General features: G+C 71.2%; 16 protein-coding genes. 15 read left to right on the top strand and 1 reads right to left on the bottom strand.

Going from position 1 to position 16286, the window contains the following annotated elements; all coding sequences use genetic code 11:
- Nucleotides 1-153 precede the first annotated feature (153 nt).
- From IE241_RS25175 to nusB, 3 genes are read left to right on the top strand one after another with little or no spacing between them, the layout of a single operon-like run.
- Entirely contained in the window at nucleotides 154-1263 is a 1110-nt protein-coding gene (locus IE241_RS25175) for a M24 family metallopeptidase (RefSeq protein ID WP_190024122.1), read from the top strand.
- A 50-nt stretch (nucleotides 1264-1313) separates the two neighbouring features.
- Nucleotides 1314-1880 (top strand): elongation factor P, encoded by a 567-nt coding sequence (gene efp, locus IE241_RS25170; protein ID WP_190024121.1) that lies wholly within the window; start codon nucleotides 1314-1316, stop codon nucleotides 1878-1880.
- A 2-nt stretch (nucleotides 1881-1882) separates the two neighbouring features.
- A complete protein-coding gene (gene nusB / locus IE241_RS25165) occupies nucleotides 1883-2317 on the top strand; it encodes a transcription antitermination factor NusB (RefSeq protein ID WP_190024120.1) in 435 nt (144 codons plus the stop codon).
- Nucleotides 2318-2435: 118 nt separating this feature from the next.
- Here nusB and bldD read toward each other — a convergent pair whose 3' ends face one another.
- On the bottom strand, nucleotides 2436-2936 hold the full coding sequence (gene bldD, locus IE241_RS25160) for a transcriptional regulator BldD (RefSeq protein ID WP_004948690.1): 501 nt from the start codon (nucleotides 2934-2936) through the stop codon (nucleotides 2436-2438).
- Nucleotides 2937-3132: 196 nt separating this feature from the next.
- On the opposite strand from bldD, the gene pyrR reads away from it, so the two are divergent.
- The 12 genes from pyrR (at nucleotide 3133) to coaBC (ending at nucleotide 16056) form a co-directional block, all read left to right on the top strand.
- Nucleotides 3133-3723, top strand: a complete 591-nt coding sequence (gene pyrR / locus IE241_RS25155) for a bifunctional pyr operon transcriptional regulator/uracil phosphoribosyltransferase PyrR (RefSeq protein WP_190024119.1) — start codon at nucleotides 3133-3135, stop codon at nucleotides 3721-3723.
- Between the two features lie 101 nt (nucleotides 3724-3824).
- The gene (locus IE241_RS25150; protein ID WP_190024118.1) at nucleotides 3825-4811 is read left to right on the top strand and encodes an aspartate carbamoyltransferase catalytic subunit; all 987 of its coding nucleotides are present in this window, start codon (nucleotides 3825-3827) and stop codon (nucleotides 4809-4811) included.
- Nucleotides 4811-6100: a dihydroorotase gene (locus IE241_RS25145; RefSeq protein WP_190024117.1), complete on the top strand. Its 1290-nt coding sequence runs from the start codon at nucleotides 4811-4813 to the stop codon at nucleotides 6098-6100. Before IE241_RS25150 ends, IE241_RS25145 begins: the two co-directional genes overlap by 1 nt.
- On the top strand, nucleotides 6097-6678 hold the full coding sequence (locus IE241_RS25140; protein WP_229899792.1) for a PH-like domain-containing protein: 582 nt from the start codon (nucleotides 6097-6099) through the stop codon (nucleotides 6676-6678). Before IE241_RS25145 ends, IE241_RS25140 begins: the two co-directional genes overlap by 4 nt.
- Complete coding sequence (gene carA / locus IE241_RS25135; RefSeq protein WP_190024116.1) at nucleotides 6675-7817, top strand: glutamine-hydrolyzing carbamoyl-phosphate synthase small subunit; 1143 nt, start codon at nucleotides 6675-6677, stop codon at nucleotides 7815-7817. The genes IE241_RS25140 and carA overlap by 4 nt, the downstream gene beginning before the upstream one ends.
- Nucleotides 7810-11121 (top strand): carbamoyl-phosphate synthase large subunit, encoded by a 3312-nt coding sequence (carB, locus tag IE241_RS25130; protein WP_190024115.1) that lies wholly within the window; start codon nucleotides 7810-7812, stop codon nucleotides 11119-11121. Before carA ends, carB begins: the two co-directional genes overlap by 8 nt.
- A gap of 82 nt (nucleotides 11122-11203) precedes the next feature.
- Nucleotides 11204-12337: a quinone-dependent dihydroorotate dehydrogenase gene (locus IE241_RS25125; RefSeq protein ID WP_190024342.1), complete on the top strand. Its 1134-nt coding sequence runs from the start codon at nucleotides 11204-11206 to the stop codon at nucleotides 12335-12337.
- Nucleotides 12334-13200, top strand: coding sequence for an orotidine-5'-phosphate decarboxylase (gene pyrF / locus IE241_RS25120; protein ID WP_190024114.1), 867 nt, complete (start codon nucleotides 12334-12336; stop codon nucleotides 13198-13200). The genes IE241_RS25125 and pyrF overlap by 4 nt, the downstream gene beginning before the upstream one ends.
- 276 nt (nucleotides 13201-13476) lie before the next feature.
- Entirely contained in the window at nucleotides 13477-13800 is a 324-nt protein-coding gene (locus tag IE241_RS25115; protein WP_030365336.1) for an integration host factor, read from the top strand.
- 38 nt (nucleotides 13801-13838) lie between these two features.
- Complete coding sequence (gene gmk / locus IE241_RS25110) at nucleotides 13839-14429, top strand: guanylate kinase (RefSeq protein ID WP_190024113.1); 591 nt, start codon at nucleotides 13839-13841, stop codon at nucleotides 14427-14429.
- Nucleotides 14430-14464: 35 nt separating this feature from the next.
- Nucleotides 14465-14737, top strand: coding sequence for a DNA-directed RNA polymerase subunit omega (rpoZ, locus tag IE241_RS25105; protein WP_004948662.1), 273 nt, complete (start codon nucleotides 14465-14467; stop codon nucleotides 14735-14737).
- Nucleotides 14738-14847: 110 nt separating this feature from the next.
- Nucleotides 14848-16056, top strand: a complete 1209-nt coding sequence (gene coaBC, locus IE241_RS25100) for a bifunctional phosphopantothenoylcysteine decarboxylase/phosphopantothenate--cysteine ligase CoaBC (RefSeq protein ID WP_190024112.1) — start codon at nucleotides 14848-14850, stop codon at nucleotides 16054-16056.
- Nucleotides 16057-16286: the final 230 nt, after the last annotated feature.

Genomic DNA, 16286 nt, shown 5'->3' with positions numbered 1-16286 from the left:
CGCCGGCTCCGGTTCGGCCCTGACTCCGGTTCGGCCGGGCCCCGGTTCCGGCCCGGTCTGCGCTTTCCGCCCGGGCTCCGGGCGCGCGGGCCCGCTGCCCGGTCGGACGCGCTGGGACGGCCGCCCGCGAAGCCCGGCCGTACGCTCGGAGACATGTCCGAGGTGTACGCGGCACGCCGCGACCGGCTGCGCGAGCGCTGCCACGCGGCCGGGAGCGAGGCCGCCCTGGTCTCCGGGAACGCCAACGTCCGCTATCTGGCCGGACCCGCCCCGGCCGGGGCGGCGCTGCTCGTGTGCCCCGGCCAGGACGTCCTCCTGTGCCCCTGCGACCCCTGCGGCACCGCCGCCGTCACCCGGCCCGTGGCGGAGGATCTGCGCGTCGTCGTGCTGGACGGGGCCGACGGCGATCCGGCCGTCGCCGGCGCCGAGCGGGCCGCGGCCGCCGGGGCCGGCTCGCTCGCCGTGGAGGAACACCACCTGACGGTCTCCCGGCACCGCGCCCTGCAGTCCGTCGCGCCCCGGCTGCGCCTCGCGGACCTGGGCCCCGCCGTGGAGCAGCAGCGGCTCGTCAAGGACGACGAGGAGATCGCCTCCTTGCGCATCGCCGCGGAGATCGCCGACCAGGCCCTGGGGGAGCTGCTGGAGTCGATCCTGGTCGGGCGCACGGAGCGGCACCTCGCGCTGGAGCTGGAGCGCCGTCTGGTCGACCACGGCGCGACGGGCCCGGCCTTCCCCACGTCCGTCGGCACCGGGCCGAACTCGGGGCTGGCAGGGCACCTGCCGAGCGACCGCCGGGTGGAGGAGGGCGACTTCCTCAGCGTGTGCGTCGGCGCGGACTACCGCGGCTACCGCAGCGAGATCGGGCGCACCTTCGTGATCGGCACCAGCCCGGCGGACTGGCAGATCGAGCTCTACGACCAGGTGTTCGCCGCCCAGCGGGCGGGCCGTGAGGCGCTCGCGCCGGGCACGCCCTGCCGGGATGTGGACCGCGCCGCGCGGGTGGTGCTGGAGGCCGCGGGCCACGGCGAACGCGTCGGGCCGCGGATCGGACACGGCGTGGGGCTCGAAAACGACGAGGACCCTCGGCTGACACCTTCGGCAATGGGTAAACTGGACGCTTGCGTGCCGGTCACCGTAGATCCGGGGGTACACCTCCCGGGCCGCGGCGGCGTCCGGATCGATGACACGCTCGTCGTCCGCCCCGAGGCGGACGGCGGACCCGAGCTACTCACCATCACGACCAAAGAGCTGCTCGCGCTCTAGCCGGGCGCACCGCACTTTCTGGTTCCACCAGTCCAGGAGATACCGCAACCGTGGCATCCACGAACGACCTCAAGAACGGCATGGTGCTCAAGCTCGACGGGGGCCAGCTCTGGTCCGTCGTCGAGTTCCAGCACGTCAAGCCCGGCAAGGGCCCCGCCTTCGTCCGTACGAAGCTGAAGAACGTGCTCTCCGGCAAGGTCGTCGACAAGACCTTCAACGCCGGCGTGAAGGTCGAGACGGCCACCGTCGACCGCCGCGACATGCAGTTCTCGTACATGGACGGCGAGTACTTCGTCTTCATGGACATGCAGACCTACGACCAGCTGATGGTCGACCGCAAGGCCGTCGGCGACGCCGCCAACTTCCTGCTCGAGGGCTTCACCGCCACCGTGGCCACGCACGAGGGCTCGGTGCTCTACGTCGAGCTGCCGGCCGCCGTCGAGCTCACCATCGAGCACACCGACCCGGGCGTCCAGGGCGACCGCTCCACCGGTGGCACCAAGCCCGCCAAGCTGGAGACGGGCTACGAGATCCAGGTCCCGCTCTTCGTCACCACCGGCGAGAAGATCAAGGTCGACACGCGCACCGGCGATTACCTCGGCCGGGTGAACAGCTAACCGTGGCTGCCCGCAGCAAGGCCCGTAAGCGCGCTTTCCAGATCCTCTTCGAGGCCGACCAGCGCGGCATCTCCGTGCAGAACGTGCTCGCGGACTGGATCCGGCACTCGCGGTCCGACGACCGTCAGCCGCCGGTGAACGAGTACACGATGCAGCTGGTCGAGGGGTACGCCGAGCACGTCGCCCGGATCGACGAGCTGATCGCCACCTACGCGGTCGACTGGGACCTGGACCGCATGCCGGTCGCGGACCGGAACATCGTGCGGCTCGGTGCCTACGAGCTGATCTGGGAGGACGGCACCCCGGACGCCGTGGCGATCGACGAGGCGGTGCAGCTCGCCAAGGAGTTCTCCACCGACGAGTCGCCGGCTTTCGTCAACGGTCTGCTCGGTCGCTTCAAGGAGCTCAAGCCGGGGCTCCGGCGCGAGGAGAAGTAAGCGGTCCGGCTCGCAACGAGCCGGACCCGCCCAAAGACGAACCGCCTGGGGCGGGAAACCATCGGTTTCCCGCCCCAGGCGGTTTCGTTATGGCCGGTTGTCAGTGGCCGGACGGCCGTCAGGCGTCCTCGTGCTGGACCGCGCGGCGCGCATCGGCGTCGAGCACGCCCCAGCTGATCAGCTGCTCGGTGAGCACCGAGGGCGACTGGTCGTAGATGACGGCGAGGGTCCGCAGGTCGTCCTGGCGGATCGAGAGGACCTTGCCGTTGTAGTCGCCGCGCTGGCTCTGGATGGTCGCCGCGTAACGCTGGAGCGGGCCCGCCTTCTCGGCCGGCACGTGGGCCAGGCGCTCAAGGTCCAGGACCAGCTTCGGCGGCGGCTCGGCAGCGCCGCCCGGCGTGGTGCCGGGCAGCAGTTCCTGCACGGGAACCCCGTAGAAGTCGGCCAGCTCGGCCAGGCGCTGCACGGTCACGGCACGGTCGCCGCGCTCGTACGAACCCACTACGACGGCCTTCCAGCGGCCCTGGGACTTTTCCTCCACGCCGTGAAGGGAGAGGCCCTGCTGGGTGCGGATGGCGCGGAGCTTGGCCCCGAGCTGTTTGGCGTATTCGCTGGACATAAAGCTCCCCGGACGAAGACTGGTAACTCACTGTGAGGTTACGCAGCGTAATCTGACTTCGTCAAGCCGAATGGTCCATACCGTCCTCCAGGAGGGGTGACGGGGAGCAGCCGGTGGCGGGCCTGGTACGGTGAGGGAGTAATTCCGACGTCCTTTAATGTCCGTCCCGTGAGGCGGAGAAGGAGGTCCGTTTCGTATGGACGCCATTCCTGAGGCGAGCCCCATGGGCTCCGCCGCCCGTCCCGTGCTCGAAGCACCGGACATCGCCCGGGTCCTGACCCGTATCGCCCACGAGATCGTCGAGCGCGCCAAGGGCGCGGACGATGTGGTGCTCCTCGGCATTCCGACGCGCGGCGTCTTCCTCGCCCGCCGGCTGGCCGCCAAGCTCGAAGAGATCACCGGCAGCGCGACCCGCGTCGGCTCCCTCGACATCACCATGTACCGCGACGACCTGCGGCTGCGCCCGGCGCGTGCCCTCGCGCGCACCGAGATCCCCGGCGAGGGCATCGACGGCCGCCTCGTGGTCCTCGTGGACGACGTGCTCTTCTCCGGCCGTACGATCCGCGCCGCGCTGGACGCCCTGAACGACATCGGGCGCCCGCGCGCCGTCCAGCTCGCGGTCCTCGTCGACCGCGGCCACCGCGAACTTCCCATCCGTGCCGACTACGTCGGCAAGAACCTCCCGACGTCGCTGCGGGAGACGGTCAAGGTCCAGCTCACCGAGGAGGACGGGCGCGACAGCGTCCTGCTCGGCGTGCGCCCGGCCACCCCTGCCGAAGCGCAGTAGCGAGCTCCCCCCTCCCGGACCCGGCCGTTGCGAGGCCGTGACTGCTCGTCCTCGCACGCCCGTCCGCGTACCCGCACACCTCCTACACACGGAGCACCCGGATGAAGCGCCACCTCATCTCGGCCGCCGACCTCACCCGCGACGACGCCGTCCTGATCCTCGACACCGCCGAGGAGATGGCCCGGGTCGCGGACCGGCCGATCAAGAAGCTGCCCACCCTGCGCGGCCGCACCGTCGTCAACCTCTTCTTCGAGGACTCGACGCGCACCCGCATCTCCTTCGAGGCCGCCGCCAAGCGGCTCTCCGCCGACGTCATCAACTTCTCCGCCAAGGGCTCCTCGGTCTCCAAGGGCGAGTCCCTCAAGGACACCGCCCTGACCCTGGAGGCGATGGGCGCCGACGCCGTCGTCATCCGCCACCACGCCTCCGGCGCCCCCTACCGGCTGGCGAACTCGGGCTGGATCGACGGGGCCGTCGTCAACGCCGGCGACGGCACCCACGAGCACCCCACCCAGGCCCTGCTGGACGCCTTCACCATGCGCCGCCGCCTGGTCGGGCGGGACGCCGGCATCGGGCAGGACCTCTCCGGGCGCCGGATCACGATCGTCGGCGACGTGCTGCACAGCCGCGTCGCTCGCTCCAACGTCCACCTGCTGACGACCCTCGGCGCCGAGGTCACCCTCGTCGCGCCGCCCACGCTGGTGCCCGTCGGCGTCGAGAGCTGGCCCTGCGAGGTCTCCTACGACCTCGACGCCGTGCTGCCGAAGTCCGACGCCGTGATGATGCTGCGCGTCCAGCGCGAGCGGATGAACGCCGCCTTCTTCCCGACCGAGCGCGAGTACGCACGCCGCTACGGCCTGAACGGCGACCGCATGGCGAAGATGCCCGAGCACGCCGTCGTGATGCACCCCGGCCCGATGAACCGCGGCATGGAGATCACCGCCGAGGTCGCCGACTCCGACCGCTGCACGGCCGTCGAGCAGGTCGCCAACGGCGTCAGCACCCGGATGGCCGTCCTCTACCTGCTGCTCGGCGGCTCCGAGCCGGCCGTCACCCTGAACAACGCCCGCACCGAGGAGAACAAGTAATGACCAAGATCCTGATCCGCGGTGCGAAGGTCCTCGGCGGCGAGCCCCAGGACGTCCTGATCGACGGCGAGACCATCGCCGAGGTCGGCACGGGCCTGACCGCCCCCGAGGGCGCCCAGGTGATCGAGGCCGGCGGCAAGATCCTGCTGCCCGGTCTGGTCGACCTCCACACCCACCTGCGCGAGCCCGGCCGCGAGGACTCCGAGACGGTCCTGACCGGCACCCGGGCGGCCGCGAGCGGCGGCTACACGGCCGTCTTCGCCATGGCCAACACCTTCCCCGTCGCCGACACCGCCGGCGTCGTCGAGCAGGTCTGGCGCCTGGGCAAGGAGTCCGGCTACTGCGACGTGCAGCCCATCGGCGCCGTCACCGTCGGCCTGGAGGGCAAGCAGCTCTCCGAGCTGGGCGCCATGCACGAGTCCGCCGCCGGCGTCACCGTCTTCTCCGACGACGGCAAGTGCGTCGACGACGCCGTGATCATGCGCCGCGCGCTGGAGTACGTGAAGGCCTTCGGCGGCGTCGTCGCCCAGCACGCGCAGGAGCCCCGCCTCACCGAGGGCGCCCAGATGAACGAGGGCGTCGTCTCCGCCGAGCTCGGTCTGGGCGGCTGGCCGGCCGTCGCCGAGGAGTCGGTCATCGCCCGCGACGTCCTGCTCGCCGAGCACGTCGGCTCCCGGGTGCACATCTGCCACCTGTCCACGGCCGGCTCCGTCGAGATCGTCCGCTGGGCCAAGTCGCGCGGCATCGACGTCACCGCCGAGGTCACCCCGCACCACCTGCTCCTCACCGACGAGCTGGTGCGGTCGTACAACCCCGTCTACAAGGTGAACCCGCCGCTGCGCACCGAGCGCGACGTGATGGCGCTGCGCGAGGCCCTGGCGGACGGCACGATCGACATCGTCGCCACCGACCACGCTCCGCACCCGCACGAGGACAAGGACTGCGAGTGGGCCGCGGCCGCCATGGGCATGGTGGGCCTGGAGACCGCGCTGTCCGTCGTCCAGCACACGATGGTCGAGACCGGGCTGCTGGACTGGGCCGGCGTCGCCGAGCGCATGTCGTTCAAGCCCGCCCGCATCGGCAGCCTCGCCGGGCACGGCCGGCCGATCGCCGCCGGTGAGCCCGCCAACCTCACCCTGGTCGATTCCGCTTACCGTGGTGTCGTGGACCCCGCGGGCTTCGCCTCCCGCAGCCGCAACACCCCCTACGAGGGCCGCGAGCTGCCGGGTCGCGTCACCCACACCTTCCTGCGGGGCCGGGCTACGGTCGTGGACGGGAAACTCGCGTGACATCAGCACCATCTGCACTGATCAACCTGGCGGCCGAGCAGAAGTCTGCCGACGTCACCGACTGGGCCGCACGCATCGGCTGGGTCGTGGGACTGCTGCTCTTCATCGCGCTCGTCTACTGGCTGATGCGCGAGGGCTGGAAGTGGCGCGGCGCGCTCCAGGGCGACCTGCCCGAGCTGCCCGCCGTCCCCGCCGACGCGGGTGAGCCCACGCTCACCATGGAGGGCCGCTACCACGGCTCCACCACGGCCGGCCAGTGGCTCGACCGCATCGTCGCGCACGGCCTCGGCACCCGCAGCCGGGCCGAGCTCACCCTGACGGACCAGGGCGTCACCGTCGTGCGCCCCGGGGCCCAGGACTTCTTCATCCCCGCCGACCGGGTGCGCGGCGCCCGGCTCGACAAGGGCATCGCCGGCAAGGTCCTCACCGAGGGCGGCCTGCTGGTGATCACCTGGGTGCACGGGGACCGCGAGATCGATTCCGGTTTCCGCTCCGACCAGGCGGCCGAGCACTCCGCCTGGGTCGAGGCCCTCACCCACCTGCACCACCTGAACAGCGACACGGAAGGCGCACGATGACGACCTCCACCAGGGGGACTGCCAAGATCCCCGCCGTACTCGTCCTGGAGGACGGCCGGATCTTCCGCGGCCGGGCCTACGGGGCCGTGGGGGAGACCTTCGGCGAGGCCGTGTTCTCCACCGGCATGACCGGCTACCAGGAGACCCTGACCGACCCCTCGTACCACCGCCAGGTGGTCGTGATGACCGCCCCGCACGTCGGCAACACCGGCGTCAACGACGAGGACCCCGAGTCCGCGCGCATCTGGGTCGCGGGCTACGTGGTGCGCGACCCCGCCCGCGTCCCGTCCAACTGGCGCTCGCGCCGCTCCCTGGACGAGGAGCTGGCCAAGCAGGGCGTCGTCGGCATCTGCGACATCGACACCCGCGCCCTCACCCGCCACCTGCGCGAGCGCGGCGCCATGCGCGTCGGCATCTTCTCCGGGCACTCCCTGCCCGACGAGGGCACGATGCTCGCCGAGGTGCGCCAGGCCCCCGAGATGAAGGGCGCCGACCTCTCCGCCGAGGTCGCCACCAAGGAGACCTACGTCGTCCCCGCGATCGGTGAGAAGAAGTTCACCGTCGCCGCGGTCGACCTGGGCATCAAGGGCATGACCCCGCACCGGATGGCCGAGCGCGGCATCGAGGTGCACGTCCTGCCGGCCACGGCCACCGCCGAGGACGTCTACGCCGTGAACCCCGACGGCGTGTTCTTCTCCAACGGCCCGGGCGACCCGTCCACCGCCGACCACCCGGTCGCCGTCATGCGCGAGGTCCTCTCCCGCAAGACGCCGCTGTTCGGCATCTGCTTCGGCAACCAGATCCTCGGCCGCGCGCTCGGCTTCGGCACGTACAAGCTGAAGTACGGCCACCGAGGCATCAACCAGCCGGTGCAGGACCGTACGACCGGCAAGGTCGAGGTCACCGCGCACAACCACGGCTTCGCCGTCGACGCCCCGCTCGACCGGGCGACCGACACGCCGTACGGCCGGGTGGAGGTCTCCCACGTGTGTCTGAACGACGACGTGGTGGAAGGCCTCCAGTTGCTCGACCAGCCGGCATTCAGCGTCCAGTACCACCCCGAGGCAGCCGCAGGCCCGCACGACGCCGCGTACCTGTTCGACCGCTTCGTCTCCCTGATGGAGGGCCAGCGTGCCTAAGCGCACCGACATCCAGTCCGTTCTGGTCATCGGCTCCGGCCCGATCGTCATCGGCCAGGCCGCGGAGTTCGACTACTCCGGCACCCAGGCCTGCCGCGTGCTGAAGTCCGAGGGCCTGCGGGTCATCCTCGTCAACTCCAACCCGGCCACGATCATGACCGACCCGGAGATCGCCGACGCGACCTACGTCGAGCCGATCACCCCCGAGTTCGTCGAGAAGATCATCGCCAAGGAGCGCCCCGACGCCCTCCTGCCCACCCTCGGCGGCCAGACCGCGCTCAACACCGCGATCTCCATGCACGAGAACGGCGTGCTGCAGAAGTACGGCGTGGAGCTGATCGGCGCCAACGTCGAGGCCATCCACAAGGGCGAGGACCGCGACCTGTTCAAGGGCGTCGTCGAGGCCGTCCACGCCAAGATCGGCCACGGCGAGTCCGCCCGCTCGGTCATCTGCCACACCATGGACGAGGTCATCGCGGGCGTCGACACCCTCGGCGGCTACCCCGTCGTCGTCCGCCCCTCCTTCACCATGGGCGGCGCCGGCTCCGGCTTCGCGCACGACGAGGAGGAGCTGCGCCGCATCGCCGGCCAGGGCCTCACGCTCTCCCCGACCACCGAGGTGCTCCTGGAGGAGTCCATCCTCGGCTGGAAGGAGTACGAGCTGGAGCTGATGCGCGACAAGAACGACAACGTCGTGGTCGTCTGCTCCATCGAGAACTTCGACCCGATGGGCGTGCACACCGGTGACTCGATCACCGTCGCCCCGGCGATGACGCTGACCGACCGCGAGTACCAGATCCTGCGCGACGTCGGCATCGCGATCATCCGCGAGGTCGGCGTCGACACCGGCGGCTGCAACATCCAGTTCGCCGTCAACCCCGACGACGGCCGGGTCATCGTCATCGAGATGAACCCGCGCGTCTCGCGCTCCTCCGCGCTCGCCTCCAAGGCCACCGGCTTCCCGATCGCCAAGATCGCGGCTCGCCTCGCCGTCGGCTACACGCTGGACGAGATCCCCAACGACATCACCGAGAAGACCCCGGCGTCCTTCGAGCCCACGCTCGACTACGTCGTGGTCAAGGCGCCCCGCTTCGCCTTCGAGAAGTTCCCGGCCGCCGACGCCACCCTCACCACCACCATGAAGTCGGTGGGCGAGGCCATGGCCATCGGCCGTAACTTCACCGAGGCGCTGCAGAAGGCCCTGCGCTCGCTGGAGAAGAAGGGCTCGCAGTTCGACTTCGTCTCCGCGCCCGGCGACAAGACCGAGCTGCTGGCCAAGGCCGTCGTCCCCACGGACGGCCGCATCAACACGGTCATGGCGGCCATCCGCGCCGGGGCCACCCCCGAGGAGGTCTTCGACGCCACGAAGATCGACCCGTGGTTCGTCGACCAGCTCTTCCTGATCAAGGAGATCGCGGACGAGCTGGCCGCCGCCGAGAAGCTGGAGCCCGAGCTGCTGGCCGAGGCCAAGCGGCACGGCTTCTCCGACGCCCAGATCGGCGAGATCCGCGGCCTGCGCGAGGACGTCGTCCGCGAGGTCCGCCACGCCCTCGGCGTCCGCCCGGTCTACAAGACGGTCGACACCTGCGCCGCCGAGTTCGCGGCGAAGACCCCGTACTTCTACTCCTCCTACGACGAGGAGTCCGAGGTCGCGCCCCGCGAGAAGCCCGCGGTGATCATCCTGGGCTCGGGCCCGAACCGCATCGGCCAGGGCATCGAGTTCGACTACTCCTGCGTCCACGCCTCCTTCGCGCTCAGCGACGCCGGCTACGAGACCGTGATGGTCAACTGCAACCCCGAGACCGTCTCCACCGACTACGACACCTCCGACCGGCTCTACTTCGAGCCGCTCACCCTGGAGGACGTCCTGGAGATCGTCCACGCCGAGCAGGAGGCCGGCCCGGTCGCGGGCGTCGTCGTCCAGCTCGGCGGCCAGACCCCGCTGGGCCTGGCGCAGGCGCTCAAGGACAACGGCGTGCCGATCGTCGGCACCTCGCCCGAGGCCATCGACCTCGCCGAGGAGCGCGGCGCCTTCGGCCGCGTGCTGACCGAGGCCGGGCTGCCCGCGCCCAAGTACGGCACCGCCTTCTCCTTCGCGGAGGCCAAGGGCATCGCCGCCGAGATCGGCTACCCCGTCATGGTCCGCCCGTCCTACGTGCTCGGCGGCCGCGGCATGGAGATCGTCTACGACGAGCCCTCCCTCGGCGAGTACCTGGAGCGCCACGCCGGTCTGATCTCCGAGCACCCGGTCCTCATCGACCGCTTCCTCGACGACGCCATCGAGATCGACGTCGACGCGCTCTACGACGGCCACGAGCTCTACCTCGGCGGCGTCATGGAGCACATCGAGGAAGCCGGCATCCACTCCGGCGACTCCGCCTGCGCCCTGCCCCCGATCACCCTCGGCGGCTACGACATCAAGCGGCTGCGGGCCTCCACCGAGGCCATCGCCAAGGGTGTCGGCGTGCGCGGACTGATCAACATCCAGTTCGCCATGGCCGGGGACATCCTCTACGTCCTGGAGGCCAACCCGCGCGCCTCCCGCACGGTCCCCTTCACCTCGAAGGCGACCGCCGTGCCGCTGGCCAAGGCCGCCGCCCGGATCTCCCTGGGCGCGACCGTCGCCGAGCTGCGCGCCGAGGGCATGCTGCCCAAGGAGGGCGACGGCGGCACGCTGCCGCTGGACGCGCCGATCTCCGTCAAGGAGGCCGTGATGCCGTGGTCGCGCTTCCGCGACGCCTCCGGCCGCGGCGTGGACACCGTCCTCGGCCCGGAGATGCGCTCGACGGGCGAGGTCATGGGCATCGACAGCGTCTTCGGCACCGCCTACGCCAAGTCGCAGGCCGGCGCCTACGGCGCACTGCCCACCAAGGGCCGCGCCTTCGTCTCGGTGGCCAACCGGGACAAGCGCTCGATGATCTTCCCGGCCCGTGAGCTGGTCGCCCACGGCTTCGAGCTGCTGGCCACCTCCGGCACCGCCGAGGTCCTCAAGCGCAACGGCATCAACGCCACCGTCGTGCGCAAGCAGAGCGAGGGCGAGGGCCCGAACGGCGAGAAGACGATCGTCCAGCTCATCCACGACGGTGAGGTCGACCTGATCGTCAACACCCCGTACGGCACCGGCGGCCGCCTCGACGGCTACGAGATCCGCACCGCCGCGGTCTCCCGCGCGGTCCCGTGCCTGACCACGGTCCAGGCCCTCGCGGCCGCCGTCCAGGGCATCGAGGCGCTCACCCGCGGCGACGTGGGCGTGCGCTCCCTGCAGGAGCACGCGGAGCACCTGACCGCCGCCCGCGAGGCGTAAGGCTCCCGGGCCGAGGGGGACACCGGAAGGTGTCCCCCTCGGCATGCGACCCGTCCGCCCCTCCCGCCCCGGAAGGCCCGCCATGTACCGCCTCTTCTTCGACCTGATCTTCAAGCGGATGGACCCCGAGAAGGCCCACCACCTCGCCTTCGCCTGGATCCGCGCCGCGGCCCGCGTGCCGGTCCTGCGCACCTTCGTCGCGGCCGTCCTCGCCCCCCGCCACAAGGCGCTGCGCACCGAGGCGCTCGGCCTGCGCATGCACGGCCCCTTCGGGCTCGCCGCCGGCTTCGACAAGAACGCCTCCGCCATCGACGGCATGACCATGCTCGGCTTCGACCACGTCGAGATCGGCACCGTCACCGCCCAGCCGCAGCCCGGCAACCCCAAGAAGCGCCTCTTCCGCCTCGTCGCGGACCGCGCGCTCGTCAACCGCATGGGCTTCAACAACGACGGCTCCGAGGCCGTGGCGGCGCGCCTGGCCGCTCGGAAGGCCGCCCTCGGTGAAAAGCACAGCAGGACGACGGTGGGCGTCAACATCGGCAAGACGAAGATCGTGCCGGAGGCCGAGGCCGTCGCCGACTACGTCACCTCCACCGAGCGCCTGGCCGCCCACGCCGACTACCTCGTCGTCAACGTCTCCTCGCCCAACACGCCCGGGCTGCGCAACCTGCAGGCCACCGAGGCGCTGCGGCCGCTGCTCGCCGCCGTCCGCGAGGCCGCCGACCGCACGGTCACCTCGCGCCGCGTGCCGCTGCTGGTGAAGATCGCCCCCGACCTGGCCGACGAGGACGTCGACGCCGTCGCCGACCTGGCCGTCGAGCTGGGCCTGGACGGCATCATCGCCACCAACACCACGATCGCCCGCGACGGGCTGGGCCTGACGACCCCGAAGCGCACCGTCGAGGCCATCGGGGCCGGCGGCCTGTCCGGCGCCCCCCTCAAGGCCCGCTCGCTGGAGGTCCTGAGCCGCCTGTACGCGCGCGTGGGCGACCGGATCACCCTTGTGGGTGTCGGGGGCATCGAGACCGCCGACGACGCCTGGGAGCGCATCCTGGCGGGCGCCACGCTCGTCCAGGGCTACAGCGCCTTCATCTACGAGGGCCCGTTCTGGTGCCGCAAGCTCCACCGGGGCCTGGCGGAGCGCCTCGCGGCCAGCCCGTACGCCACGCTCGCCGACGCGGTCGGCGCCGAGACCCGGAAGAAGGCAGCCGCATGACCCTCGAACCCTTCGGCGCCCGCCTGCGCCGCGCCATGGACACGCGCGGCCCCCTCTGCGTCGGCATCGACCCGCACGCGTCGCTGCTCGCCGACTGGGGCCTCCCCGACACCATCGACGGCCTGGAGCGGTTCACCCGCACCGTGGTCGAGGCGCTGGCCGACCGCGTCGCGGTCCTCAAGCCCCAGTCCGCCTTCTTCGAGCGCTTCGGCTCGCGCGGCATCGCCGTCCTGGAGCAGGCCGTCGCCGACTCCCGCGAGGCCGGCGCGCTGGTCCTGATGGACGCCAAGCGCGGCGACATCGGCTCCACCATGGCCGCCTACGCCGCCACCTACCTCGACCCGGCCTCGCCGCTCTTCTCCGACGCCGTGACAGTGAGCCCGTACCTCGGCTACGGCTCGCTGCGCCCTGCGCTGGACCTGGCGCGCGAGAGCGGCACCGGCGTCTTCGTCCTGGCCCTCACCTCGAACCCGGAGGGCGCCGAGGTGCAGCACGCCGTCCGCGCGGACGGCGTGAGCGTGGCCGCGACCATGCTGGACCACCTGCGGGCGGAGAACGCGGACGCCGCGCCCATGGGCTCGTACGGCGCGGTCGTCGGCGCCACCCTGGGAGGCTCGCTCGGCGCGGCGCGCGCGGACCTGGACATCAACGGCCCGCTGCTCGCGCCCGGCATCGGTGCGCAGGGCGCGACCGCCGCCGACCTGCCCAAGGTCTTCGGCGCGGCCGTGCGCGACGTGGTGCCGAACGTCAGCCGGGGCGTGCTCCGGCACGGACCGGACGCAGCGGCGCTGCGGGCGAGCGCCGAGCGGTTCGCCGCCGAGGTCCGGGAGGCCGTGAGCGCCGCGGATCCGGCGGCCGGATAGCCGCCGGACGGCCGCCGGGGGTCCGCCGGGGGCCCGCCGCGCGGAGGGCCTGCCGCGGAAGCGTCAAAATTGTTGGTCCATATGTCCGGAAAAGTCCTGGTCGAGCGAGTCTGACCAGGACTTTTCGCTTGTTCTCGCTGACTGGAGCGGAATCGGCCGCTAGTCTCCGACGAGAGCGAACGTGCAAGCGCGTTGCTCGTTGCTCCGCAGGTGTGGGCCGACTAGGTTCCTCACCGGTCCGTTATCCGACAGTTCGATATCCGAGGTGACGTAGGCGTGGCTCTTCCGCCCCTTACCCCTGAACAGCGCGCTGCCGCGCTCGAAAAGGCCGCCGCGGCTCGCCGGGAGCGCGCCGAGGTCAAGAATCGGCTCAAGCACTCCGGTGCCTCGCTGCACGATGTCATCGCGCAGGGCCAGACGAACGAAGTGATCGGCAAGATGAAGGTCAGCGCACTCCTGGAGAGCCTGCCGGGCGTGGGCAAGGTCCGCGCCAAGCAGATCATGGAGCGGCTCGGGATCTCCGAGAGCCGTCGTGTGCGCGGGCTCGGCTCGAACCAGATCGCATCGCTGGAGCGTGAGTTCGGCGGCAAGGCCGCCTGACGTTCCCAGGCACTCCCGCGAACCGGGATAATCGCTGCATGAGTACTGCAGTCTCCCGGGGGACGTCCCCCGTATCCCCGGCCAGACAACCGCGGCTGACCGTGCTCTCCGGCCCCTCCGGGGTCGGCAAGAGCACGGTCGTCGCCCATATGCGCAAGGCGCACCCCGAGGTGTGGCTCTCGGTCTCGGCCACCACCCGCAAGCCGCGCCCCGGCGAGCAGGACGGTGTCCAGTACTTCTTCGTCGACGACGAGGAGTTCGACAAGCTCATCGCCAACGGTGAGCTGCTGGAATGGGCCGAGTTCGCCGGCAACCGCTACGGCACGCCGCGCCAGGCGGTCCTCGACCGCCTGGAGGCCGGCGAGCCGGTGCTGCTGGAGATCGACCTCCAGGGCGCCCGGCAGGTCCGTGAGACCATGCCGGAGGCTCAGCTGGTCTTCCTGGCGCCTCCGAGCTGGGACGAGCTGGTCCGCCGGCTCACCGGCCGGGGCACCGAGTCGCCCGAGGTGATCGAGCGCCGCCTCGCGGTGGCCAAGGTCGAGCTCGCCGCGGAGTCGGAGTTCGACGTCACGCTGGTCAACACCTCCGTCGAGGACGTTGCGCGTGAACTGCTAGCCTTGCTCCGTTGACCATCTTTCTTCACCCCCCCTTCGGAAGGCAGAGAGTGTCCTCTTCTATCACCGCGCCCGAGGGCATCATCAACCCGCCGATTGATGAGCTGCTCGAGGCAACCGACTCGAAGTACAGCCTGGTGATCTACGCCGCCAAGCGCGCCCGTCAGATCAACGCGTACTACTCGCAGCTCGGCGAGGGCCTGCTGGAGTACGTCGGCCCGCTGGTGGACACCCACGTCCACGAGAAGCCGCTCTCCATCGCGCTCCGCGAGATCAACGCGGGCCTGCTGACCTCCGAGGCCATCGAGGCCCCGGCGCAGTAAGCACGGCGTTTTTCGTCGTTTTCGTCACCAAGGGTCCGGCAGCGCGGCTGCCGGACCCTTGGTGTGTCATGGGACCTGTACGCAACCGATGGATGGGGAGACAGCGAGCGATGGACAAGCCCAAGGTCGTCCTGGGGGTCAGCGGCGGGATCGCCGCCTACAAGGCGTGCGAGCTGCTGCGCCGGCTCACCGAGTCCGGCCATGACGTCCGGGTGGTGCCCACGGCCTCGGCCCTGCACTTCGTCGGCGAGGCGACCTGGTCGGCCCTGTCCGGCCACCCCGCGGGCACCGAGGTGTGGGAGAGCGTCCACGAGGTGCCCCACGTGCGCATCGGCCAGGAGGCCCGCCTCGTCGTCGTCGCACCCGCCACCGCCGACATGCTGGCCAAGGCCGCCCACGGCCTCGCCGACGACCTGCTGACCAATACGCTGCTCACCGCCCGCTGCCCGGTCGTCTTCGCCCCCGCCATGCACACCGAGATGTGGGAGAACCCGGCCACCCAGGAGAACGTGGCGACGCTGCGCCGCCGCGGCGCTATCGTCATCGAGCCCGCCGTGGGCCGCCTCACCGGCGTCGACACCGGCAAGGGCCGCCTCCCCGACCCCGAGGAGATCTTCGAGGTCTGCCGCCGGGTACTGGCCCGCGGGCCCCAGGGCCCGGCCGCCGACCTCGCCGGCCGTCACGTGGTCATCAGCGCCGGAGGCACCCGCGAGCCGCTCGACCCCGTGCGCTTCCTCGGCAACCGCTCCTCCGGCAAGCAGGGCTACGCCCTGGCCCGCACCGCCGTCGCGCGCGGCGCCCGGGTCACGCTCGTCGCCGCCAACAGCGAGCTGGCCGATCCGGCCGGGGCCGACGTCATACACGTGGGCACGGCCGTCCAGCTGCGGGAGGCCGTGCTGAAGGCCGCCGCGGACGCCGACGCCGTCGTCATGGCCGCCGCCGTGGCCGATTTCCGCCCTGCGCGCTACGCCGAGGGCAAAATCAAGAAGAAGGACGGCGAGGAGCCGGCGCCCGTCGAGCTCGTCCGGAACCCCGACGTCCTCGCCGAGCTCTCCGGGAGCCGGCCGCGCCCCGGGCAGGTCGTCGTGGGCTTCGCCGCGGAGACCGACGACGTCCTCGCCAACGGTCGCGCCAAGCTCGCCCGCAAGGGCTGTGACCTGCTGGTTGTCAATGAGGTGGGGGAGCGGAAGACCTTCGGTTCGGAAGCGAACGAAGCCGTCGTCCTGGCCCCTGACGGCTCTGAGACGCCCGTTCCCTACGGTCCCAAGGACGACCTCGCGGACACCGTCTGGGACCTGGTCGTCCGGCGCTTTGCGTGAGCGATTTGCGCGCCGGAGTGCACGGGTGTCGCAGGTCACCGGGGCGGTGATACGAGACAGGATGCCCCAACCACGAGAACGCCGGATAAACTGACCTAGGACCCCGCGTCGAGCGCAGCTCTCGGCCGGGTCCGTCAATGATCAGCCAGCAGCCGCTGCAACCCCAGGGAGCGATGTGTCCCGCCGCCTGTTCACCTCGGAGTCCGTGACCGAGGGTCACCCCGACAAGA

This window comes from Streptomyces hiroshimensis, from assembly GCF_014650335.1.
Lineage (GTDB): Bacteria > Actinomycetota > Actinomycetes > Streptomycetales > Streptomycetaceae > Streptomyces > Streptomyces hiroshimensis.
Note: the sequence above shows the minus strand (reverse complement) of the source record. Positions and strands in the feature narration are given on the sequence as shown.

Coding starts and splice junctions, on each gene's coding strand:
- IE241_RS25175 (WP_190024122.1), top strand. CDS start 154: ATGTCCGAGGTGTACGCGGCACGCCGCGACCGGCTGCGCGAGCGCTGC.
- bldD (WP_004948690.1), bottom strand. CDS start 2,936: ATGTCCAGCGAATACGCCAAACAGCTCGGGGCCAAGCTCCGCGCCATC.
- pyrR (WP_190024119.1), top strand. CDS start 3,133: ATGGACGCCATTCCTGAGGCGAGCCCCATGGGCTCCGCCGCCCGTCCC.
- IE241_RS25150 (WP_190024118.1), top strand. CDS start 3,825: ATGAAGCGCCACCTCATCTCGGCCGCCGACCTCACCCGCGACGACGCC.
- IE241_RS25145 (WP_190024117.1), top strand. CDS start 4,811: ATGACCAAGATCCTGATCCGCGGTGCGAAGGTCCTCGGCGGCGAGCCC.
- carA (WP_190024116.1), top strand. CDS start 6,675: ATGACGACCTCCACCAGGGGGACTGCCAAGATCCCCGCCGTACTCGTC.
- IE241_RS25125 (WP_190024342.1), top strand. CDS start 11,204: ATGTACCGCCTCTTCTTCGACCTGATCTTCAAGCGGATGGACCCCGAG.
- pyrF (WP_190024114.1), top strand. CDS start 12,334: ATGACCCTCGAACCCTTCGGCGCCCGCCTGCGCCGCGCCATGGACACG.
- gmk (WP_190024113.1), top strand. CDS start 13,839: ATGAGTACTGCAGTCTCCCGGGGGACGTCCCCCGTATCCCCGGCCAGA.
- coaBC (WP_190024112.1), top strand. CDS start 14,848: ATGGACAAGCCCAAGGTCGTCCTGGGGGTCAGCGGCGGGATCGCCGCC.